The organism is Allobosea sp. 01N443 (assembly GCF_056399325.1).
Map to the genome: position 1 here is coordinate 1 of NZ_JBFTRC010000097.1, position 21,144 is coordinate 21,144.

The following is a 21,144-nucleotide window of genomic DNA, read 5'->3' on the forward strand; positions in this document are numbered from 1 at the left end:
CCACCCCCTGCTCGCCAGCGTCCGCGCCAACGGAAACGACTTTCACCGCCTCGGCCTGCCTGAGGAGCGGCAGGGCGTCCCAGATGGCGCGCCGGGCTTCCCTTGTGCCCTTCCAGGCGACCACAATCCGCTTGGCTGAAAGAAACTCGAACCGGGGTGGCACGAGAAGAACGGGGCGCCCAAGATCCATGATGAGTTCTTCAGGCCCAACCGCCATGCCGCTATCGCTCACGTCGCCGGGAGCACGTCGGCCCAGCACCACGAGGTCGGCGGCACGTGACTGCGCCAGGATGAAGCCACGAGGCTGGCAGACCGTCGAACGCCATTCGATCCTGCTCGTCGTCCCCGCGGCCCGGCGAAAAACCTTCTCGGCCTCGATAAGGTTCTCCGCTGCCGCCCTCTTGGCATTCTCGACCAGTATGGGGTCCATTGCGACCGCCCCGTCGCCATAGTACGGGAGGACAAAATCTTCAGCGGCGATGCCGATCAATCGGCTCGAAAACCGGTGGGCGAGCGATGCGGCGAGCCCAATGAGCCCTTCTGCGTCTGGGCCGGGATAAACCAGAGCCATGATGCTGACATAGCTAATGCTGCTGGGTTTCGCCCTTGCCGGTGACATGCGGCTATCTCCTGCAGATCGTATCTTGGCCTGGGGCAGGCTCCCGCGCCGATGAATTGGGGGGATCCATGCTAGCCAGCACTGCAGCGCAGTTGGAATGGATCGAGCCTACGAGGCGTCTCCTGGAATGCTCCAGCAGGCAAAGCCGGGGGCTGCCGCCTATCTCGCACTTGCTAGAAGTGAGACGATTGCGACCAAGGATGCGTCGGTTCCTTCGAAGCATATCCGTGCCTCTTGGATGCCATTGAGAGCGCAGTCTTGCAGATGCTGACGCCAGCCCAATTGATCTAACGCAAGAATATCCTGCGCCTGATGCGCAACCCGCATCAATTCTCGTCGGACAACCTCATTTCAGCGCTCGACCGACGTCGACGGCKCGGCCCGAACTCCCCGGAGAGGTCGCGGTCACTGCTCCTGAAAAACTCAGCTGGGCTAGAACGATCGAGCTCAGACCGCCACGTCGGCCTTGATCGCCGCGTGAGGCGCGTAGCTTTCGACGTCAAAATCGTCGATGCGGTACTCGTCTATCGTCGCCGCCCGTCGGGTGAGCCGCATCGTGGGAAATGGCCGGGGCTCACGCGAAACCTGCTCCCGGGCCTGCCCCAGGTGATTAAGGTAGAGATGGACGTCCCCACCCACCCAGATCAGTTCGCCAGGACGGAGGTCCGCCTGCTGGGCCAGCATGAGTTGCAGTGCAGCGGCGCCGACAAAGTTGAACGGAGCTCCGAGGAGCAGATCAACCGACCTCTGGAACAAGAGGCAGTTCAGCCGCCCATCCGAGGTCACGTGGTACTGATACACCATGTGGCAAGGCGGAAGCGCCATCGCACCGAGTTCCGGCACGTTCCATCCATGGAAGAGCATTCGGCGGCTCGTTGGATTCGTCCGCAGCGCCTCGACCAGTGCCGCGATCTGATCATGCTCGCGGCCGTCGGCGCCCAGCCAGCGGCGCCATTGCTTGCCATAGACAGGGCCAAGTTCGCCCCAGCGAGCAGCAAAGGCGTCGTCCTCGACAACACGCTGCTCGAACGCGTCCTGCGAGATGGTCTCGCCTGTCTCACGGCGATAATGCGCAAGCGGCCAGTCGGTCCAGATTCGGACGTTCTCGCGAAGCAGAGGTTGGATATTGGTGCCCCCGGTCAAGAACCAGAGCATCTCCTTGACCGCGGTTTTCCAATAGACGCGTTTCGTCGTGAGGATAGGCGCACTGCCATCCGACAAATCGAATCGCACCATGGCGCCAAAAAGCGAGCGAGTGCCTACACCAGTACGGTCCAACCGCTCGTCTCCGCGCTCCAGGACGTCGGAAAGCAGGTCGAGATACTGGAATTCTGGATGCCTTCTGATCACTAGCCGCCTCCGCGAAGAGTCCGGGAGCTCTTGCCACTCCCAGGCTCGTTGGCCCTGAACATGTGTGTTAGCGGCACGATCCGTGCGTGCAACATATATACTGACAGGCTTCGAGGTCACCAGGCATCGGCAGGTTTGCCGCCGTGCAGCATACACAGGCAGCGGCCTCACTCGCCGGCCCCGTTCCAATGCACCGCCGCCTCCAAACGGTGGTGCGAACCTCCCCACTGGGCCTTCTCCGGCATCGCACATCCTGGAGACGGTATCGCATCGTCTGGAGCCATCGCATTGCAGTGCACACATGCGCTCACGGCAATGCGATAAGCCGCAAGGAAGCGCCTCAGACCAGCCGAAACAAAGCCATGATTGAGCCGCTCCCTGCCTCTGTTCAGGCTAGGGAGAACCAAAATGTCGATTCGCAGCGCAATGTGGCTCCTGCCGGTCGCCGTCCTGCTCTCCTTCCCTGCCGTGGCCGCCAACACCATGCCGTCCCCCGCTCCGAGCACCCGTGAAATCTCGATTACGGAAGCCCGCGAGATCGCTATCGATCACGGCATGGTCTGGATCGAGGATATCGAGCGCCATGGCGGTCGCTGGGAGCTCGGCGGGGTCGACAGTAACGGCGCCGAGATCGCGATCGATGTCAGCGTCAGTAACGGCAAGGTCCTCAGGATCATCCGGGATGAGCCAAATCTCGATATTCCGTCCCGGTGAGAGCCGGCGAAATTGCTTCGGATGGAGTGACGATGCTCTCTTTCCCCGCGCGCTCCGAGTCCCTATATTCGGTTTGCCACTCGCAAGAGCGGCTATGGCGATAAACGAACGTCGAAATAAGCCTTTCGGACCCGGGGGCGGTACCCGGCGCCTCCACCAGAGCCCGTGCGCGATTCGCGAGACGGGCTCCGGCGGGGGCGAAATAGGATCGACGAGGGTGTAAAGGTCGTTCTTTTGCTCGGCATGGTTCCGCCGTTATCGGGCCATTGCATAGTTGCCAACGACAACAATGCTCGGGTTGCTGTCGCCGCGTAAGCGGTGCTGGTTCCCAAACCAAAGCCCTTGCGCTTAGCCGCGTAAGGCGGGGCTCGGAGGCGCCTGGCAACAGAAGCCTCCACTTTTTTATGCGAGGGCCGGCGACTTTCTGCCTTGCTCGGAAGCGGACACGGATAGTCGATACGATGGTACAGGATATTCTTCGCTACGATCTCATGGTGCAGGACGCGCTGAAGGGTGTCGTACGGAAGATCCTGGCCGAGGCGAGCCGCGATGGCCTGCCGGGTGAGCACCATTTCTACATCACGTTCCGCACGACGGCCCCTGGCGTGCGCCTCTCGCAGCGACTGCGCGAAAAGCACCCGGACGAGATGACGGTCGTGCTCCAGCATCAGTTCTGGGACCTCAACGTCAGCGACCACGCCTTCGAGGTCGGTCTCTCGTTCTCCGGCGTGCCCGAAAGGCTGCTGGTGCCCTTCGATTCGATCACCACCTTCTTCGATCCCTCGGTCCAGTTCGGCCTGAAGTTCGAAACCCAGGAGGCTCCTGAAGAAGCCTCGGCGAGTGATCAGACCGCGGGAGCCGGAAAGGCACCACGCGGAGCCGGGTCCGAGCCCAGCGTAGCCGCCCCAACGCCGCTTGCGCTCCCGGTAAAGCCACAATCCGCAAGTGCCACTGCGAAGAACAAGGCAGCCACCGACGACGAAGCGGACCCGGCGAAGGCCGACGCGGGCGCGGATGGTGACGAAGGCGGCGGCGCGCAGGTCGTCAGTCTCGATTCCTTCCGCAAGAAGACCTGATCAGAGCCTATGCCGGACACCCGCACAGAGACTGACTCCTTCGGCCCCATCGCCGTTCCTGCAGATCGCTACTGGGGTGCTCAGACCCAGCGCTCGCTCGAGAATTTCCGCATTGGCGGACCGAGCGAACGCATGCCGCTCCCGCTGATCCATGCTCTCGTGCTGGTCAAGAAGGCTGCCGCGCACGTCAATGCGCGGCTGGGGTTGATCGACCAGCGTGTCGCCGGCGCCATCGGCCAGGCGGCGGATGAAGCATTGGGCGGTCGCTTCGACGACCACTTCCCGCTTGTCGTCTGGCAGACCGGCTCCGGCACCCAGACCAACATGAACGTCAACGAGGTCCTCTCCAACCGCGCCAACGAGATCCTCGGCGCCGGCCTCGGCGCGAAGAGCCCGGTTCATCCCAACGATCAGGTCAACCGTGGCCAGTCGTCGAATGACAGCTTCCCGACCGCGATGCATATTGCCGCGGCGCTCGAGATTTCGCGCCTGCTGCTTCCGTCCCTGCGCAAGCTCGAACAGGCACTGCAGGACAAGGCACAGCGCTTCGCTTCGCTGATCAAGATCGGCCGGACGCATCTCCAGGACGCGACGCCCGTCACGCTCGGCCAGGAATTCTCGGGCTACGCCACGCAGATCCATCTTGGCATCGGGCGGATCGAGGCCTCGCTCGGCGGGCTGCATGCGCTGGCCCAAGGCGGCACGGCGGTCGGCACCGGCCTGAACACCCATCGCGACTTCGCCGCCTTCTTTGCCAAGGAAATGGCGGGGCTCACCGGCCTGCCCTTCCGCCCCGCCGCCAATGCGTTCGAGGCGTTGGCGAGCCATGGCGCGCTCACCGCCGCCCATGGCGCGCTCGCCGCGCTTGCCATGGATCTGTTCAAGATCGCCAATGACATCCGCCTGATGGGCTCGGGCCCACGCTCGGGTCTCGGCGAGATCAGCCTGCCCGAGAACGAGCCCGGTTCCTCGATCATGCCCGGCAAGGTCAATCCGACCCAGGCCGAAGCCTTGACCATGGTGGCCACACAGGTTCACGGCAACCAGGCGACAATCGGCTTCGCCGCGAGCCAGGGCCATTTCGAACTGAACGTCTTCAAGCCGGTGATCGCTGCCGCCTTCCTGCAATCGGTCAGRCTGCTCGCCGATGCCGCAGACAGCTTCCGCGTGCACTGCATTGAAGGGATCGTCGCCAATGAGGACCGGCTCGCCGAGTTGCTGTCCCGCTCGCTGATGCTGGTCACAGCACTTGCACCGGCCATCGGCTACGACAAGGCTRCCAACATCGCCAAGGCCGCCCATCACAATGGCACGACCCTGCGCGAGGAAGCCTTGAGGGCCGGTGTCGACGCCGAGTTGTTCGACAGCACGGTGCGGCCCGAGCGCATGCTCGGCCCGTCCTGAACAAGGCCGGGCGGAATGGCAGAGATCATCAATCTCCGGCGCGCCCGCAAACAGCGCCAGCGCGTAGCGGCCGAAGCCAAGGCCGACCAGAACCGTATCGACTTCGGACGGAGCAAAGCCGAGCGCAGCCTGACTGAAGCGCGGCGCGATAAGGCCATCCACGAACTCGACGGTCACAAGCTTGCGCTTTCACCCGATGACAAGGGCGAGACCCCGGGGTGAGCCGCGAGCGCAAACATTCTCTCGCCATTGCCGGGCACCGCACCAGCGTATCGCTCGAGGAGCCGTTCTGGGCGGCACTCAAGGAGATTGCCGGGCAGGAGCGCCGCACGCTTGCCGCACTCGTCGCCGATGTTGATTCCCGCCGCGGCGAGGCCAATCTCTCCTCCGCGCTGCGCCTGCACGTGCTGGCGCATTACCAGCGCCTGGCGGGACGCGGCTGACGGGCATCGCCTCGCCTGAGGAGCCAGATCCGCTCAGTTTCGAGGCTGATGGACACGCCGCTTCAAACCGGAAAATACTGGAATCACGGCGTGAAGCTCGTCGGTCAGTCCGGCTACGGAGTCCGCGAGAGCGGACGCGGCACGGGCTCTATCTGCAGGGGCGGTCCCAGCGATGGAGCCGGTGTCACCGGTCGCAAAATCTGCTCGGGAAAATTCTCGCGGGGTGCGCCAGGCAGGATCAGCGGGCCGCCAGGATGCTGAGGTTGAGCTGCACGCGTTGCCGCAGCGCGCGCCTCGATCTCCGCTCTGCGCCGCGCCTCGTCTGCTCGCCTGGCCTCTTCCACCCGGCGCTGCTCCTCGAGACGTTGCGCCTCCTGGGCGCGCCTGGCTTCTTCCAGGGCGCGCGCTTCCGCGGCACGGCGCTCGTCTTCGGCGCGCTTCTCCTCGGCAAGGCGGCGTTCTTCCTCCGCTTTCAGGAAGTCTGCAAGCTTGCGTTCGTTCTCACGCATCTCACGCTCGGCGCGCAGGCGGCGCGCATGCATTGCGCGCTCGCGTGCATCCGCCTCGAAGGCTTCGACCCGCTCCATCTCGCGGGCCAGCGCTCGCGCCGCCACGGCATTCGCGAAAGCTCCGACATCGGTCTCGCGCCGCAGTCCCGATAGCGGCCCGCGCCACGCCACGCCAAGTGCCGGCGCCGCCATCGGCCAGCCCTTGGGCAACGGGCCGAGTGGGCGCAGCCCCAGCCTCAGATCGGCGGTCAGCGCCCTGAGGTCGATCACTCCACTTGCCTCGGCCTGGAGATCCCCGCGCTCGATCGTCAACGGGGCGAGCCGCACGAGGCCACCGGCGAGCGTGAAGGGCAGCGTAATATCACCCAAAAGCCATGAGCCGCGGTCAAGAGCATCCGCCAGCCGGGTCTGCAAACGGCTGGTCTCGCTCTCGGATGCATCCTCTCCGGTCCCGGCAATGACGCGGGCATAGCCACCGGGATCGAACCGGGTGAGACTCGCGCCTGCGATGGTGAAACTACCGGCTCCCCCCAACCCCGCAACCAGCCGCGCGGGGCTCTCTCCGGAACCACCGCCCTCCACTTGACCTGACAGCTTCCCGGCAAGTGCGTTGCCGGTGAGCATCGCGAGATCGAGCTGCGCCAGCGCGATCCGGCCGGAAAGCTGCGCAAGCCCGCCTTCACGCCGTGCCGTAAGCCGCCCGGAGACCTTACCACCGGCATAGCTTCCCGAGAGCGCCTCGATCTGGATTTCGCCGGGGCTGGCATGCAGGGAGAAAGCCGCATCGTTCAGGGCGATATCATCACTGAAGAGCAGGGATTTGGCTTCGACCGACAGGCTGATCTCGCCAAGGCCCGAGGCCATGCCGAAACGGACCGCCGACCAGTTGCTGCCCGGAGATGCCGCCGCGGTTCCCAGGGACGAGCCGATCACGCTCCTCAGATCAACATATGGCAGCGCGAGCTTGCCGGAGATTGGCCCCTCTCTCGGCAAGGCCAGCGTCCCCCGTGCACTGCTTCCGCCAAGATTGGCGACAAGACCATCAAGCGCGATCTGGTCGCTGGCGAAGCGAACCATGCCATGCGCGTCCAGCACCGCATCGGGCAGGGCGCGCGCGAGCCCCTCCGGCAGGATCTGGCCGGGACGATCCGCTTGCACGGTCAGTCGCGGCACATCGGCGCCCGCCTCGCCGTCGACCACGATCGACAATCCAGGCCCCGCCAGCGAGCCACTGAGGCGCCCTTGCTGACGGTCGAGAACGAGCCTGCCAGGTCCACCCTGCATCRGTACCGGCAGGCCGAGAGCGGCGAAGAGCTGTCGACGATCGGCAAGATCAAAGCGCAGATTGGCTCCGGTCCATGTCCCGCTCCGGTCCAACCGCGCATTCAGGGCCAGCGTTCCGGCTTGCGCGCCGCCTTCCAGCAGCAGGGCCGTGTCGCCGGCCACCGTGCGCGTCAGGCGGTAGCTTGAATCCAGCCGTGAGAGCCCGTCCCCGGCGCGCCCGAGCGCTTGACGGAGCGCCTCCGGCAGAAGCGGCCCGGCAAGGGCTGCAAGCGCCTCGAAGCGTGGCGCACGAATGCGACCGGAGATTTCGCCCCCTTCCGGCAGCAGCGCACCGGCGCCGTTGACTGAAACTCCGCCGAACCCGTCGACGGCAAGCCGGCTGAGCCGCCAGTTGCTGCCCTCGCGTGCGAGAGCAAGCTGGGCGGAACCGGGCGGCGCATTGCGAAAACGGGCTCCGCTCAGCGACAGGTCGAGCGCCAGGTCGCGCGTCCCGATCAACCCGGCGAAACTCCCGCCCGCTGGCAGGGTATTGAGATCGAGCCCCTGCACCGCGAGCTTTGCCGCCAGCCGATCCGCGGCAATCTCTCCGGATCCGTCCAGCCTGACGCCGGAAGCCCCGGCGATGGTCAGGTGCTCGAAGCGCAGCTGTTCCGAGCTCCAATCGCCAACCGCTTCCGCATCGATCTGCCTCAGATCTGCAATCAGGTCGGAGAGGGCTGGATCGAGCCCGGCCCGCGCCAGCGCCAGCCCGACGCGGCGCGCGTCATCCGCCTTGAGGTTGAGCTTGCCACGAAATCCTGTGGCGTCGACTGCGCCCGTTGCACCGACCAGGGCGCCTGCGACGCGCAGCGAGGCCGATGCATTGGCCAACCCGACCTCGTTCAGCCGCCCACGCAGGGCGACAGCCGAAAAATCCTCGCCGCGCCACGCGAATTGATCGAGATCGAGGCTGAGATCGAGCGCGCCGGGAAGCCCGCGCAGGGCCCGCGCAAAGCCAACGCGTTCGCCAAGTGCCGTGGCCAGCGCGTCGCCATCCACGCGCCGCGCCCGCAAGGCAACCGAGCCTGTGCCTTGCATRGGCAGGAACTGCCCCTCGCCCTCCAGCCGGGCAACGCCGCCGGCAAGATCGACCGTAAGCCCGCTCAACTCGAACAGGTGACTGCCGCCGCTCACCCGCCCCGAAAGGCTGACGGCTCCACCCGGCGCAGCCGTGAACAGACCGTCCAGTCCTGGTGTGACGCCGCCCTTCTCGGTCGGCAACAGGAAGGCGCCGTCAAAGCTGAGCTGGCCCTCCTCCCCCGTCACGGTGGCCTTGGCGCGCAGGCGACCATCCGGCTCGATCGTTCCTGTCGCGAGGCGCAACGAGGAGCCGCCGACCTCGCCCTCCATGCGCCATGGGCCGGCAAGGCTGACCGCGGTGAGTTCCGCAGCGATCGGCGACACTGTGACGGGGTCCTTGCCCGCCTCCCGCCAGATTAGCGCCGAGCGGCGCACGCTGAAATGGTCGAGGCTGGTCTGCACAGGCAGGCCCGCACCAATCGGATGCGGCAGCAGCACCGCGCCTGCATCATTGGCAACAAGCGAGAGCGTCGCGCCTTCGACATCAGCGTCGGAGAAACGGAACTCACCACGCGCAAGCGCGGTCAATGCAAGCTCGACGGTGAGATGCTCGATCGTCGCGTGGCTCGCCTGTCCACCTTGATCGCCGATGCGGACATCGGCCAGGGTCAGCCGCGGCGACGGCAGCAATCTCAGGCCGATGCCGCCGGCAACGCGCGTCTCCGCGCCGAGCGTAGCGCTGAGGCGCTCCTCGATCTGCGGTCGATACAGTCGCCAATCGACAAAGCCCGGTCCGATCAACGCGGCCAGCAATGCCAGCACCAGGAGACCGGCCAGAACGGTCAGGGTCTCACGCACCTTTTAGCATCATCCCTCTTGTCGGCGGTTATGCGATCTTGCCGCCAACTCGCGGCGAGATCACGACATTCCAGTTCCCGATACCGCCGCGCAAGCTGTCTGGATGTCACAAGACCAGGATTTTGCCTGGATTGAGGATGTTCTGCGGGTCGAGCGAGCGCTTGAGCAGGCGCATCACATCCAGTGTCGCCGGGCCGTGCTCGATCTCGAGATACTTGATCTTCTTCTGACCAACGCCATGCTCGCCTGTGCAGGTGCCGCCCATGGCGAGGGCGCGCTTCACCAGCCGGTCGATGAAACCGCGGCAGCGCTCCATCTCGTCCTCATCGGCGAGGTCGACGAGTGGCTGGGTATGGAAATTGCCGTCTCCGACATGGCCGGCGATCGGGGCGATCAGACCGCTGGCCTCGATGTCACGCTTGGTTTCCTCGACGCATTCGGCAAGCTGGGAGATCGGCACGCAGACATCGGTCGCGACCGATTCAACGCCCGGCCGCAAGGCGCGAGCAGCCCAATAAGCGTCGTGGCGAGCCTGCCAAAGCTTCGACCGGTCCTCGGCCTTGGTCGCCCAGTCGAACGGTCCACCGCCGAAATCGGCGGCAATCTCGCCGAAGCGCTCCGCCTGCTCCTTCACGCCGGCCTCCGTGCCGTGGAACTCGACGAAGAGCATCGTCGTCTCCGGCAAGCCGAGCTTGGAATGCAGGTTCACGCCACGGATCATCACATCATCGAGCAGTTCGATGCGCGCGACCGGCAGACCGGACTGGATCGTCACGATGGTCGCGTCGCAGGCTGCCTTCACCGAAGGAAACGGGCAGACGCCGGCCGAAATCGCCTCCGGGATGCCGTGCAGCTTGAGCGTGACCTCGGTGATAATCCCGAGCGTGCCCTCCGAGCCGACGAGCAGGCGGGTCAGATCATAGCCGGCGGAGGTCTTCCGCGCGCGGCTGGACGTCTTCACGACCGAGCCGTCGGCCATCACCGCGGTCAGAGAAAGGACATTGTCCTTCATCGTGCCGTAGCGCACCGCATTCGTGCCCGAGGCGCGTGTCGCCGCCATGCCGCCGATGGACGCATCCGCGCCGGGGTCGATCGGGAAAAACAGCCCCTGGTCGCGCAGATGCTCGTTGAGTTCCTTGCGGGTCACGCCGGCTTCGACGACGCAATCGAGATCCTCGGCATGAACGGCAATGATGCGCTTCATCTGGCTGAGATCGACGCAGACGCCACCGAACGGCGCGTTGACATGGCCTTCGAGCGAGGTGCCCGTGCCGAATGCGATCACGGGGACGCCGTGGCTCGCACAGAGCTTGACGATCTCCGACACCTCTTCGGTGCTCTGCGGATAGACGACCGCATCCGGCGGCTGGTTCGGAATCCAGGTCAGCGTGTGGCCGTGCTGCTCCCGTACCGCCAGGCTCGTCACCAGCCTGTTGCCGAATCGGGCGGCGAGCGCCCGCGTCACCGCCTCGATCGCAGCCGGCGACGGCGGCAGGGTTGCGGCAGAGGCGGCATAAGAAGCAGTTGCAAAAAGGCTCATTGTCTTTTTCCGGGCTTGGCGCTTAACTTGGAACTGGTCGGCTTCGGAAGCGGTTGAATCTGACGAGGCAGACCGTAGCGATAGCAGGCGGGTTTGTCCTGCGTGTCGCCGCCGGCGGCAAGATCGCCGGGCGCATGGGAGGCGGTGCATCAGGCAGGGCATAGCTCGTCCGGCGGCGTCTTCAAGACGATGGTAGCGTGTCAGTGGAGTTCCGTTCCGCCGCACGCAACAACTCTGCGGGAGGCGGCCATGAAAGACGAGATCCGCGCTCCGGCGCTGTTCTTCTCCCCCTTCGTATCGTCCGCAATGCGGGTCGAAACGCCCTGGATCGACTATAACGGCCATCTCAACATGGCCTATTATCACGTGCTGTTCGATCGGGCCGTCGACGAGGTCTTCTCGCTCGTCGGCCTGAACCAGGACTATGTCGACACGCGCAACGCGTCCTATTTCGCGGCCGAATGCCATATCCTCTACAAGCGCGAATTGACCGAGGACGACCTCGTGCGGGTCACCGCACAACTGATCGCCTTCGACGAAAAGCGCCTGCACTACTATCTCGAAATGCGGCATGCGAGCGAAGGCTGGCTCGCGGCGACGAGTGAAAACCTCTCGCTGCATGTCGACATGGCGACCCGCAAGGTTTCGCCGTTTCCGCCCGATATCCTGGCCAATCTCGCCCTGATGAAAGCGGCGCATTGTCGCATGCCGCTGCCGGCCACGATCGGGCGCATCATCGGCATGCCGAAGAAGACGACGATCACGGTCGAGGATCAGCACGACGAGCGCGAGCTCGAAACGCGCCACTGAGAGCGGCAGAGCCGGCGCAGGCTGCCTGCCCCTGTCACTGGGCCCGACGCAGCCCCATCTTGGGCGATCAGCGACGGCCGAAAGGGGCGGAGATGGTCAAGGCAACCTGGAACGGCGCCGTTCTGGCAAAATCCGACAACACGGTCGTGGTCGAAGGCAACCACTACTTTCCACGCAGCGCGATCCGCTCTGAATTCTTCAAACCAAGCGAGACGACGTCGATCTGTCCGTGGAAGGGCACGGCCAACTACCATTCGATCGTCGTCGCAGGCGCTGAGAACAGGGACGCCGCCTGGTATTATGCCGAGCCCAAGGCCGCTGCCGCCGAGATCAAGGACCGCGTCGCCTTCTGGAAGGGTGTGGAGATTTCCTGATCAGTCGTTGTGATCGGGGATCTTCAGGACATGCCCGCAGGCCTTGCAATGCACGGCGTCCGGCTCGTGCCGCTGCAGTGCGCATTGCGGGCAGGGAAAGGTGACCTTGTTGGGCCGGAAGATCGCTTGCGCCAGACGCACGAACAGCGAGATCCCGACGATCATCACCACGATCGAGGTCAGCTTGCCGGCGGTGCCGGGCAAGGTGATGTCGCCGAAGCCCGTCGTCGTCACGGTCGCGACCGTGAAATAGAAAGCGTCGACATAACCCGCGAAGCCCGCCGTCTCGCGAAAGAAGAAGGTGTAGATGAAGCCCGTCACCACGAACAGGAAGGTCACGATATTGACCACCGCCCGTGCTGCGCTTTCCCACTCGGGGTAGCCCGCAGCGCGCAGCCGTTCCCAGATCAGCCCACGCTGTGACAGCGACCAGAGCCGCAGGATGCGCAGGAAGCCGAAATTCTCCAGCCATTGCGGCGCGAGCAGTGTTGCCAGGATGAAGAGATCGAGCAGCATGCTCGGCCGGCGCAGCAAGCGCGGAATCTTCGAGGAGGCCAGCATTCGCGCGCCGATCTCGATGACCATGATCACGGCGACGGAGTAATCGAGCCAATAGAAGAGCGGCCGTTCGCGGATCAGCGGTGTCGCGATGAAGAAGGCGATGATCAGCAGGTCGACGACCGCTGTCGCAAGCTGAAAGCGCATCGCCCCGGGAGAGCGGCCATGGTAGAGCTGGCGCAGGCCGTCCCGCAGTCTTTCGACCTGCCCTTCCCTGCGAACAGACGTCGTATCCTCGGCCATTCCATGGCGTTACAGGCCAAAGGATGGCGCGTCCAGCACCCGCTGCTCAGGCGGCCCGCCGCGTTGCCACGGCATGGATGGCGTAGCCGCGAAGGAGCCGGGTCGTGCGGCTCTCGACGCCCTCGATCCGCGACAATTCGGCGATTGCCTCGGGCAGATCATGCCTTGGCGTGACGTGAAACAATGTCAGCCAGCGATTCAGCACGRCCCTGAACGACGCAGGCAAGCCGGTCTGGTCGCCGAAATCGACGATATGCAGTGAACCGGTTGCCGTCAGCGTCCGCAGCGCCTGAGCGATCACGCCCCGCCAGGGGGGAATCATCGAGAGCGCATAGGAGATGACGATGCGATCAAATCCATCGCGCCCGAACAGGGCCGCCGCGTCGAAGCAGGTCGCGTCTGCCTGTGCCAGATGGATGCGCTCCGAGAGCCCCGATCGTGCCACGCTTCTCTCCGCCGTCGCGAGCATCTCKGCCGAGACGTCGAGACCGTAGCACTGCGTGCCCGGATAGGTCCGGGCGAGCTTGATCAGGTTGCGCCCTGTGCCGCAGCCGATTTCCAGGATCGCGCTGCCCGGCGCAGGATCGAGCTCGGCGATGAGCCGGTCCCGGCCAAGCAGATAGAATTTGCGGCTGGCGTCATAGATATGGCGCTGGTGGCGATACATCCGGTCCATCAGGCCGGCGGCCTCGGTCGTGGCGCGGCCAGCGCTCATGCCACCGCCCCCTGCAGCACATGGAGATGGAAGGCGCCATAGATCGACGAGCGATCGCGCGCTCCAAGCTCGCGGCTGCGTGCTTCCTCATAGCGCCATTGCGCGAGAATCGAGGCCGGCACCCGGCCCGGCAGCAGCCGCTCATCGGCAGCCGTCCGGAAGATTACGCGGGCGCCGGGTCGCGCCGTGCGCGTGATCTGCGTCCAGAGCGCCGTGAGATCCGCATCATTCATCCAGTCCTGAGCATCGAGCAGCACATAGGCATCGCAGCTCTTCGCAGGCTGGCTCTCGAGAAAGGCCGTGATCGCGCTCTGGTGATAGGCGACGTGGCCCGCCCGCTCTCGAACGGCCGCGAAATTCCGGCTTTCAAGATAGGGCGGCAAGGATGCGTTCTCGTCCGTCGCATAGCCCCGTCCAAAGGCCTGCCGGGCAAAATAGTTCGACTTCAGGTCGAAGCCGCAGGCCAGCCTTTCAAGCCGGCGCCGGAGCACGCCGCGTATCCCGGCGTCGCCGTCAGCCGCGAGGGCCTTGTACTGGGCCGGCGGGATGCCCAGCCCATAGAGCGAGGCCGGCTGGCGCACCAGCCAACGCACCAGGGGCTTGTCGAAGACGGGAGCGATATGCCTGTCGAACAGGGCGCGCTGCTCGGCCATGTCGCGAGCCTGCAGCATCACGCGCGGATCGCAGCCGAGCGTACGGCCAAGGAGATGTCCAGCCCCGATGAAACGGCCGAGCAGGCCGTACCGGTAGAAATTGCGGGCAAAGACCTGGATGCGCCGGCGCCCGCTCAGGCTGCGGCCTTCCCAGTAGCTGCGAGAGACGGCATCGAGGCGTGGCGCGATCTCGGCGTCATAGAGCGCGATATTCGCCTGCGATTGCGCCTCGCCGAAAAAGCGCAGGAACTGCTCATGGCCTGCCAGGCTGTCGAGTGCGGCGAGCTTGAGCTTGCCGAGCGCGATATGGGCGCCATTCAGATCGACAGCGCTGATCTTCGCCGGGTTGGCGGTGAGATAGGACAGGATGTTGCAGGAGCCGGACGCGATTGCCACGACATGATCATCGGGGCGCAGGTCCAGTGCCTCCATGTCGACGACCGGGTCTTCCCAGATCTGCGGATAGACGAGCCCGGAAAAGGCCAGGGTGAACAGGCGCTCCAACATCCCCGCCCGCGACAGCGGCTTGCTGCGATGCACCGCCGTGGTCAGGCCCATTGTGGTTTCCCGCCGAACCGTACGCGCCGTCTGCATTCTTCGTTCCTCGCGCGGTCCGTTGTGATGGCGAGCCGACTAGAGGAGTCGCGTGACGGTTGGGTGACGCGCCTTGCGGATCAGCTATCCGTGAGGGCGGGCTGACGTGGAGCGCAATCATCCCCATATTCCGCCCGAAACCTTTGAACGGGAGAATGACGATGGGACTGTCCGGACTGTTCGGCGGCAAGGTCAGGGAAGCCGGTGAGTTCGAATTCCAGTTGACCGACGAGGAGTGGCGCCGCCGCCTGACCCCGGAGCAGTACCACGTGCTGCGCGGGCATGGCACCGAGCGCGCCGGCTCCTGCGCCTTGAATTTCGAGAAGCGCGCCGGGCGGTTCACCTGCGCCGGTTGCGGCAACCCCTTGTTCCAGTCCGGCAAGAAATTCGAGAGCGGCACGGGCTGGCCGAGCTTCGACCAGCCACTGGAGGGTGCGGTCGGTATCAGCGAGGACAATAGCTACATGATGCAGCGCACCGAGGTGCATTGCGCCCGCTGCGGCGGCCATCTCGGCCATGTCTTCCCTGACGGCCCGCCACCGACCGGACTGCGCTACTGCATCAATGGCGTGGCGATGGATTTCGCTCCGGCCGAGGCCTGAGCCAGTCGGCCGGCCGCGCTCCCCTTCGGGAGGGCGGCCGCGCAAACGCGTGAGTGCTATTCCACCGCCGGGACGGCCCGATGCGCCAGCGCGGCAGCATCCACGGACGCCGGCAGATCGCCGAAATGGCCCGACCAGCGCCCCTCGAGCCGCGTCGCGATGAAGGCGTCTGCGACCATGTGAGGTGCGTGGCGCAGCAGCAACGAGGCCTGCAGCGCCAGCGCCAGCCGCTCGACCAGCCGCCGCGCCTGTCCTTCGCTTCGCACCAAAGTGGGTATCTCCGACTCCAGCGCGCTCAAATGCGCATCAAAGCGATTGTCGGCGCCGGCCGCGCGTCGCATCTCCTCGATCAGCGCCACGAGAGAGCCCGGCTCTCGCTCCAGCGAGCGCAGCACATCGAGACAAATGACGTTGCCCGAGCCCTCCCAGACGCTGTTGAGCGGCGCCTCCCGATAGAGCCGGGCCATGGGGTTTTCCTCGATAAAGCCGTTGCCGCCATGGCATTCCAGCGCCTCGACCACCACCGCCGGCGCGCGCTTCGAGACCCAGTATTTCGCAATCGGCGCGCCGATCCGCGCCAGCAACCGGTCGCTCTCGCTCGTTTCCTGACGGTCGAGCGCCGCAAACAGCCGAAAGGCGAGCCAGGCTGCAGCCTCGGCCTCGATCGCAAGATCGGCCAGCACGTTCTGCATGATCGGCTGATCGATCAGCCCGCGCTGGAAGGCGCGCCGATGGGCCGCGTGATGCGCCGCCAGCGAAACGGCGAGCCGCATCTGCCCGGCCGACGCCGCCGCAATGTCCAGCCGGGAGCCCTGGTTCATCGCCAGGCCGGTGCGCAGGCCCCGGCCTGGCTCGCCGATCATCTGGCCGATCGCACCGCGGAATTCGACCTCGGACGAGGCATTCGAGCGATTGCCGCATTTGTCCTTGAGCCGCTGGATCGCCACGCCGTTGCGCGAGCCGTCCGGCAGCCAGCCCGGCACGACGAAGCAGGAAATGCCCTCGGCGGTTCGGGCCAAGGTCAGGAACAGGTCGGAATGCGGCACCGAGAAGAACCACTTGTGCCCGGTCAGGGACCATGTCCCGTCGCCATTGTCCTCGGCGATGGTCTGGGTCTGGCGCAGGTCAGAGCCTCCCTGCTTCTCGGTCATTGCCGTGCCGACGGTCGCCCCTGTCTTGGCGGAGGCGGTCGTCTGGCGGCGGTCATAGCGGTTGGAGCTGACCAGGGCGCCCCACTTGCTCCAGAGGTCGGGTTCCTGCCTCAGGACCGGGATCGCGGCATAGGTCATGCTGATCGGGCAGCAGATGCCGCTTTCGCCCTGACTCCAGAGATAGGAGAGCGCAGCACGCGCCACCTGTGCGCCCGGGCCCGGCCTGTTCCATGCGAGCGAATGGGTCTCCTGCTCGATCGCAAGCCCCATCAATTCGTGCCAGGCCGGATGGAACTCGATCTGGTCGATGCGGTTGCCGAACCGGTCATGCGTCCTGAGTTCGGGCGGGAACCTGTTCGCCAGTCGCGCCAGGTCCTGCACCTGCGCCGAGCCGACAATGCGCCCTGCCGCGTGCAGGCGCTCCGAGGCCCAGCCTGCATCGAAGGCGGTGGCCGCCGCCTGCAACACGGGATCAGCCGCGAAGGCGTCGTAATCGCACAGTATGGGAACCTGGTTCGTCACTTCATGGGTGGAATGGCGGGAGGCGATATCCACATTCATCGCGGCGCGTCCTGACGATCGGGCGAGCATTCAACGCCCAACAGCCTTATCCAGCAATCTGCGGCGCGACAGCCTATATTGCCTCTGGAACGAATCACGATCAAAGCGACCTGAAGCCTTGTCCGATCACACCACGTCCGCCCCTCTGCCCCGCCCCGGCGGCCTCGCCGCCCGCGCCGCCGCACAGCCGGCGGCAGGCTATCTGGCAGGCCTCAACCCGGAGCAGCGGCAAGCGGTCGAGGCCACGGATGGCCCTGTTCTGGTCCTGGCAGGCGCCGGCACCGGCAAGACCCGTGTGCTGACCACGCGCATCGCCCATCTGATCGCCACCAACCGCGCCTATCCGTCCCAGATCCTCTCGGTGACCTTCACCAACAAGGCAGCGCGCGAGATGAAGGAGCGCATCGCAAGCCTCGTCGGCCCCGTGGCCGAAGGCATGCCCTGGCTCGGCACCTTCCACTCGATCTCGGCCAAGATCCTGCGCCGCCATGCCGAGCTCCTCGATCTGCGCTCGGACTTCACCATTCTCGATACCGACGACCAGATTCGCCTTATGAAGCAGGTCATCACGGCCGCCGGGATCGACGAGAAGCGCTGGCCCGGCCGCATGCTGGCGGGCTTCATCGACAGCTGGAAGAACCGCGGGCTTGCCCCCAAGGACGTGCCGCCGGGTGAAGCCGGCGTCTTCGCCGGAGGCAAGGGCGGCGCCCTTTATGCCGCCTATCAGGAGCGGCTGAAGACGCTGAACGCAGTCGATTTCGGCGATCTGCTGCTGCACTGCCTGACGCTGTTCCGGGAGCATGCCGATGTGCTCGCGACCTATCATGAGCGCTTCCGCTACATCCTGGTCGACGAATATCAGGACACCAACACCGCCCAGTATCTCTGGCTGCGCCTGCTGGCGCAGGGCCGGCGCAACATCGCCTGCGTCGGCGACGACGACCAGTCGATCTATGGCTGGCGCGGCGCCGAGGTCGACAACATCCTGCGCTTCGAGCACGATTTTCCCGGCGCGGTCGTGGTCAGGCTGGAACGGAACTACCGCTCGACCGGGCATATCCTCRCCACCGCCTCAAAACTGATTGCCCGCAACGAAGGCCGGCTCGGCAAGACATTGCGCACTGAGGACGAAGCCGGGGAGAAGGTCACGATCACCGGCGCCTGGGACAGCCAGGAGGAAGCCCGCCTGATCAGCGACGAGATCGAGGCGATGCAGAGCAAGGGCGAAAACCTTGCCGAGGTCGCCATCCTCGTCCGCATCTCCGCCCAGATGCGCGAGATCGAGGAGCGCTTCGTCCATGTCGGCGTGCCCTATCGCGTCATCGGCGGCCCACGCTTCTATGAGCGGGCCGAAATCCGCGACGCCATGGCCTATCTGCGCTGCGTGGTGAGCCAGACCGATGATCTCGCCTTCGAGCGCATCGTCAATGTGCCGAAGCGCGGGCTGGGCGACGCGACGGTCCAGCTTCTGCACAACCACGCCCGGGCAACCGGCCTGTCGCTGCTGCAATCGGCCCGTGCCGTGGTCGAGACCGAGGAACTGAAGCCGAAGGCCCGCACCGCGCTGCGCGAACTGGTCGAGGCCTTTGCCCGCTGGTCGACCAAGGCCGAACACATGAAGCAGGGCGAGCTTGCCGAGCAGGTGCTGGAGGAATCCGGCTATACCGAGATGTGGCAGAAGGATCGCTCGGCCGATGCCGCCGGCCGCCTCGAGAACCTCAAGGAACTGGTGCGCTCTCTGGACGAGTTCCCAGACCTGCCGGCCTTCCTTGAGCACGTCTCGCTGGTGATGGATGCCGATGGTGGCGAGGCCGGGGCGCGCGTCAGCATCATGACACTGCACGCGGCCAAGGGGCTCGAATTCGATACTGTCTTCCTGCCCGGCTGGGAGGAAGGCCTGTTCCCGAACCAGCGCGCGCTCGACGAAAGCGGCCGCGCCGGGCTGGAAGAAGAGCGCCGCCTCGCCCATGTCGGCCTGACCCGGGCCCGCAAGCGCCTGAAGCTCCTCTTCGCCTCGAACCGTCGGATTCACGGCCTCTGGCAATCGAGCCTGCCGAGCCGCTTCATCGACGAGTTGCCGGAGGAGCATGTCGAGGTCGTGCAGGCGCCGTGTACCTATAGCCAGGGCGGCTACGGCGCCTCGCGCTTCGACCGCATGGAAAGCTTCGGCTCCTCATACCAGACACCAGGCTGGCAGCGCGCTCAGGAGAATCGTGCGCGGAACGGCGGCGGCTCAGGCTTCTCGGACAACAGCGGCCGCGGTTTCGGCCAGGGTGGCTCGGGCTCGGGCCGCCAGCGCGGCCCGGTGCTGATCGAGGGCGAGTTGACGGCGAAATCGACCGGCAGCTCCGCTTTCGATGCCGGCGCCCGTGTCTTCCATATCAAGTTCGGCCCGGGCTCCGTCGCGAGCGTCGACGGTAACAAGCTGACCGTCGATTTCGACAAGGCGGGCCGGAAGATGGTGCTGGACTCGTTCGTGCAGAAGGCGGGCTGAGCAAGCGCAGCCGTCATGTCCGGCGCGCCGATGCAGAGCATCGCCGAAGCGGTTATGCAGGCCCGGATTGCCCCAGGCCGGTTCCGCAGGAATGCCGGCTCCAAGCCAGCAGGATCAGCACGATGCCCGACGTCGCGGTCAATCTGACCGACACCGCCAATCCCGATCTCCACGCGGTGATCTCGCAGGGCCTGCGGGACTACAATGTCGAGATGGGCGGCGTCAGCGACCACAGGCCACTGACGATCACCATCAAGGACAGCAGGAGTGATGAACTGATTGGCGGCCTGCTCGGTCGCACCTCGCTCGGCCTGCTGTTCATCGACCTGTTCTATGTGCCCAAGACCCAGCGCGGGTCGGGCCTCGGCACCCGCATTCTGCAGATGGCAGAGGCCGAGGGTTTTCGCCGAGGTTGCCGCAAGGCGGTGCTGTACACACTCAGCTTCCAGGCGCCGGACTTCTACAAGCGCTTTGGCTGGTGCGTCTTCGGTGAGATCGCGCTCGAACCGCCCGGAGCGACCCGCTATTTCATGACCAAGGACCTCGCCGCCCCTGCCGACGGCGCATGACATCCGCCCCCGCCCCTGCTATCCCGCCCGCATGCGTGAAGGTCTTCTCCCAGCCACGGTCGCGACCGTGCTCGAACTCTCAACCAGCGGCGACAAGGCGCGCGCGCTGACGGAACTGCTCGGCGAGATCTTCGATCCGACCGAGACGGCTATTTCCTCCTTTGAGATCGAGGACGGCGTCACCACGCTCTCGCTCAGCGCGCCGTGGAAGGTCGAGATTTATTTCGCGACCCATCCCGATGAAGACGCGGTGCGTGACATGCTGCGCCCGATCGTCGGCGACAGCATCGATTCAACCCCCTTCACCACCGTCAACCAGAAGGATTGGGTCGCCACCAGCCTCGACGGGCTCAAGCCCGTGCGGGCCGGGCGCGTGCTCGTCCATGGCGCGCATGACCGCGGCACGGTGCGGGTGAATGATGTCGCGATCGAGATCGAGGCGGCGCTCGCCTTCGGCACCGGCCATCACGGCACCACCGCCGGCTGCCTGCTGGCGCTTGATGCCGAACTCAAGAAGCGCCGCCCGCTGCGCGGCCTGGATGTCGGCACCGGCACCGGGATTCTGGGGCTCGCACTGGCGATGCAAACGAAGCGCCGCGTCGTCGCCGGCGATATCGATGCCGTCGCAGTCGAAGTCGCAGCGCGCAATGCTCGCGTCAACCACGCGCCAGGGGCGCTCGATCTCTATGTCGCGCCCGGCCTGCTCCACGCCAAGGCAAACCGGCCCGACCATTTCGATCTGGTCTTCGCCAATATTCTGGCCGGCCCGCTGAAGCGTCTCGCCCCGTCGCTCGCGCGCGTGCTGGCGCGGGACGGAACCCTGATCCTCTCCGGGCTTCTGGCGWTGGATGTCGCCGGGATCGTCTCGACCTACCGGCACCAGGGCCTGTTCCTGGCGCGCCAGTCCCTGCGCGAGGGTTGGGCCACCCTCGTCATGAAAAGGGGCGGCGCGGCCCCAAGACCG

At 65.5% G+C, this 21,144-nt stretch carries 19 protein-coding genes and 1 other RNA gene; 12 read left to right on the forward strand and 8 right to left on the reverse strand.

The genetic code is table 11. The features are described 5' to 3' along the window. Both AC1DRP_RS21805 and thyA read right to left on the reverse strand, forming a co-directional pair. On the reverse strand, nt 1-490 hold a 490-nt coding region (locus tag AC1DRP_RS21805), incomplete at its 3' end, for a universal stress protein (RefSeq protein WP_476769518.1). A 576-nt stretch (nt 491-1,066) separates the two neighbouring features. Then, nucleotides 1,067-1,966, reverse strand: a complete 900-nt coding sequence (gene thyA, locus AC1DRP_RS21810) for a thymidylate synthase (protein WP_441505375.1) — start codon at nt 1,964-1,966, stop codon at nt 1,067-1,069. Between the two features lie 411 nt (nt 1,967-2,377). On the opposite strand from thyA, the gene AC1DRP_RS21815 reads away from it, so the two are divergent. The 6 genes from AC1DRP_RS21815 (at nt 2,378) to AC1DRP_RS21840 (ending at nt 5,606) form a co-directional block, all read left to right on the forward strand. Beyond that, nucleotides 2,378-2,683: a PepSY domain-containing protein gene (locus AC1DRP_RS21815; RefSeq protein WP_441505354.1), complete on the forward strand. Its 306-nt coding sequence runs from the start codon at nt 2,378-2,380 to the stop codon at nt 2,681-2,683. Between the two features lie 36 nt (nt 2,684-2,719). Next, nucleotides 2,720-3,082: a transfer-messenger RNA gene (gene ssrA, locus AC1DRP_RS21820) on the forward strand. Nucleotides 3,083-3,144: 62 nt separating this feature from the next. Beyond that, entirely contained in the window at nt 3,145-3,759 is a 615-nt protein-coding gene (locus tag AC1DRP_RS21825; protein ID WP_441505353.1) for an SspB family protein, read from the forward strand. Between the two features lie 9 nt (nt 3,760-3,768). Next, nucleotides 3,769-5,163, forward strand: coding sequence for a class II fumarate hydratase (fumC, locus tag AC1DRP_RS21830; RefSeq protein WP_476769519.1), 1,395 nt, complete (start codon nt 3,769-3,771; stop codon nt 5,161-5,163). A gap of 15 nt (nt 5,164-5,178) precedes the next feature. Further along, on the forward strand, nt 5,179-5,385 hold the full coding sequence (locus tag AC1DRP_RS21835) for a DUF4169 family protein (RefSeq protein WP_441505352.1): 207 nt from the start codon (nt 5,179-5,181) through the stop codon (nt 5,383-5,385). Then, a complete protein-coding gene (locus AC1DRP_RS21840; protein ID WP_069879848.1) occupies nt 5,382-5,606 on the forward strand; it encodes a ribbon-helix-helix domain-containing protein in 225 nt (74 codons plus the stop codon). The genes AC1DRP_RS21835 and AC1DRP_RS21840 overlap by 4 nt, the downstream gene beginning before the upstream one ends. Nucleotides 5,607-5,719: 113 nt before the next feature. On the opposite strand, the gene AC1DRP_RS21845 is transcribed toward AC1DRP_RS21840, so the two are convergent. After that, complete coding sequence (locus AC1DRP_RS21845; protein ID WP_476769520.1) at nt 5,720-9,316, reverse strand: AsmA family protein; 3,597 nt, start codon at nt 9,314-9,316, stop codon at nt 5,720-5,722. Nucleotides 9,317-9,422: 106 nt separating this feature from the next. Next, the gene (locus AC1DRP_RS21850) at nt 9,423-10,856 is read right to left on the reverse strand and encodes an FAD-binding oxidoreductase (RefSeq protein ID WP_441505350.1); all 1,434 of its coding nucleotides are present in this window, start codon (nt 10,854-10,856) and stop codon (nt 9,423-9,425) included. A gap of 249 nt (nt 10,857-11,105) precedes the next feature. On the opposite strand from AC1DRP_RS21850, the gene AC1DRP_RS21855 reads away from it, so the two are divergent. After that, nucleotides 11,106-11,666, forward strand: coding sequence for a thioesterase family protein (locus AC1DRP_RS21855; protein ID WP_441489286.1), 561 nt, complete (start codon nt 11,106-11,108; stop codon nt 11,664-11,666). Nucleotides 11,667-11,758: 92 nt separating this feature from the next. After that, entirely contained in the window at nt 11,759-12,040 is a 282-nt protein-coding gene (locus tag AC1DRP_RS21860) for a DUF427 domain-containing protein (protein WP_441505349.1), read from the forward strand. Here AC1DRP_RS21860 and AC1DRP_RS21865 read toward each other — a convergent pair whose 3' ends face one another. Genes AC1DRP_RS21865 through AC1DRP_RS21875 form a run of 3 tightly spaced genes read right to left on the reverse strand, consistent with a single transcriptional unit; the run spans nt 12,041 to nt 14,803 of the window. Then, the gene (locus AC1DRP_RS21865) at nt 12,041-12,841 is read right to left on the reverse strand and encodes a potassium channel family protein (RefSeq protein WP_441489288.1); all 801 of its coding nucleotides are present in this window, start codon (nt 12,839-12,841) and stop codon (nt 12,041-12,043) included. A gap of 46 nt (nt 12,842-12,887) precedes the next feature. After that, entirely contained in the window at nt 12,888-13,556 is a 669-nt protein-coding gene (locus tag AC1DRP_RS21870) for a class I SAM-dependent methyltransferase (protein WP_476769521.1), read from the reverse strand. Next, the gene (locus AC1DRP_RS21875) at nt 13,553-14,803 is read right to left on the reverse strand and encodes a BtaA family protein (protein ID WP_441489290.1); all 1,251 of its coding nucleotides are present in this window, start codon (nt 14,801-14,803) and stop codon (nt 13,553-13,555) included. The genes AC1DRP_RS21870 and AC1DRP_RS21875 overlap by 4 nt, the downstream gene beginning before the upstream one ends. Before the next feature lie 161 nt (nt 14,804-14,964). On the opposite strand from AC1DRP_RS21875, the gene msrB reads away from it, so the two are divergent. After that, on the forward strand, nt 14,965-15,405 hold the full coding sequence (msrB, locus tag AC1DRP_RS21880; protein WP_441489291.1) for a peptide-methionine (R)-S-oxide reductase MsrB: 441 nt from the start codon (nt 14,965-14,967) through the stop codon (nt 15,403-15,405). Nucleotides 15,406-15,461: 56 nt separating this feature from the next. Here msrB and AC1DRP_RS21885 read toward each other — a convergent pair whose 3' ends face one another. Further along, nucleotides 15,462-17,117, reverse strand: a complete 1,656-nt coding sequence (locus AC1DRP_RS21885; protein ID WP_441505347.1) for an acyl-CoA dehydrogenase family protein — start codon at nt 17,115-17,117, stop codon at nt 15,462-15,464. 118 nt (nt 17,118-17,235) lie between these two features. Between AC1DRP_RS21885 and AC1DRP_RS21890 the strand changes: the two genes are divergently transcribed. The 3 genes from AC1DRP_RS21890 to AC1DRP_RS21900 all read left to right on the forward strand — a co-directional run. Continuing rightward, nucleotides 17,236-19,611 carry an ATP-dependent helicase gene (locus AC1DRP_RS21890; RefSeq protein WP_476769522.1) on the forward strand — a complete coding sequence of 792 codons (2,376 nt, stop codon included), beginning with the start codon at nt 17,236-17,238 and terminating at the stop codon, nt 19,609-19,611. A gap of 122 nt (nt 19,612-19,733) precedes the next feature. After that, the gene (locus AC1DRP_RS21895) at nt 19,734-20,180 is read left to right on the forward strand and encodes a GNAT family N-acetyltransferase (RefSeq protein WP_476769523.1); all 447 of its coding nucleotides are present in this window, start codon (nt 19,734-19,736) and stop codon (nt 20,178-20,180) included. A 31-nt stretch (nt 20,181-20,211) separates the two neighbouring features. Then, nucleotides 20,212-21,144: 50S ribosomal protein L11 methyltransferase (locus tag AC1DRP_RS21900; protein ID WP_476769524.1), on the forward strand; the 933-nt coding region annotated here is incomplete at its 3' end.

Coding starts and splice junctions, on each gene's coding strand:
- AC1DRP_RS21815 (WP_441505354.1), top strand. CDS start 2,378: ATGTCGATTCGCAGCGCAATGTGGCTCCTGCCGGTCGCCGTCCTGCTC.
- AC1DRP_RS21825 (WP_441505353.1), top strand. CDS start 3,145: ATGGTACAGGATATTCTTCGCTACGATCTCATGGTGCAGGACGCGCTG.
- AC1DRP_RS21835 (WP_441505352.1), top strand. CDS start 5,179: ATGGCAGAGATCATCAATCTCCGGCGCGCCCGCAAACAGCGCCAGCGC.
- AC1DRP_RS21850 (WP_441505350.1), bottom strand. CDS start 10,856: ATGAGCCTTTTTGCAACTGCTTCTTATGCCGCCTCTGCCGCAACCCTG.
- AC1DRP_RS21855 (WP_441489286.1), top strand. CDS start 11,106: ATGAAAGACGAGATCCGCGCTCCGGCGCTGTTCTTCTCCCCCTTCGTA.
- AC1DRP_RS21860 (WP_441505349.1), top strand. CDS start 11,759: ATGGTCAAGGCAACCTGGAACGGCGCCGTTCTGGCAAAATCCGACAAC.
- AC1DRP_RS21865 (WP_441489288.1), bottom strand. CDS start 12,841: ATGGCCGAGGATACGACGTCTGTTCGCAGGGAAGGGCAGGTCGAAAGA.
- AC1DRP_RS21875 (WP_441489290.1), bottom strand. CDS start 14,803: ATGCAGACGGCGCGTACGGTTCGGCGGGAAACCACAATGGGCCTGACC.
- msrB (WP_441489291.1), top strand. CDS start 14,965: ATGGGACTGTCCGGACTGTTCGGCGGCAAGGTCAGGGAAGCCGGTGAG.
- AC1DRP_RS21885 (WP_441505347.1), bottom strand. CDS start 17,117: ATGAATGTGGATATCGCCTCCCGCCATTCCACCCATGAAGTGACGAAC.
- AC1DRP_RS21895 (WP_476769523.1), top strand. CDS start 19,734: ATGCCCGACGTCGCGGTCAATCTGACCGACACCGCCAATCCCGATCTC.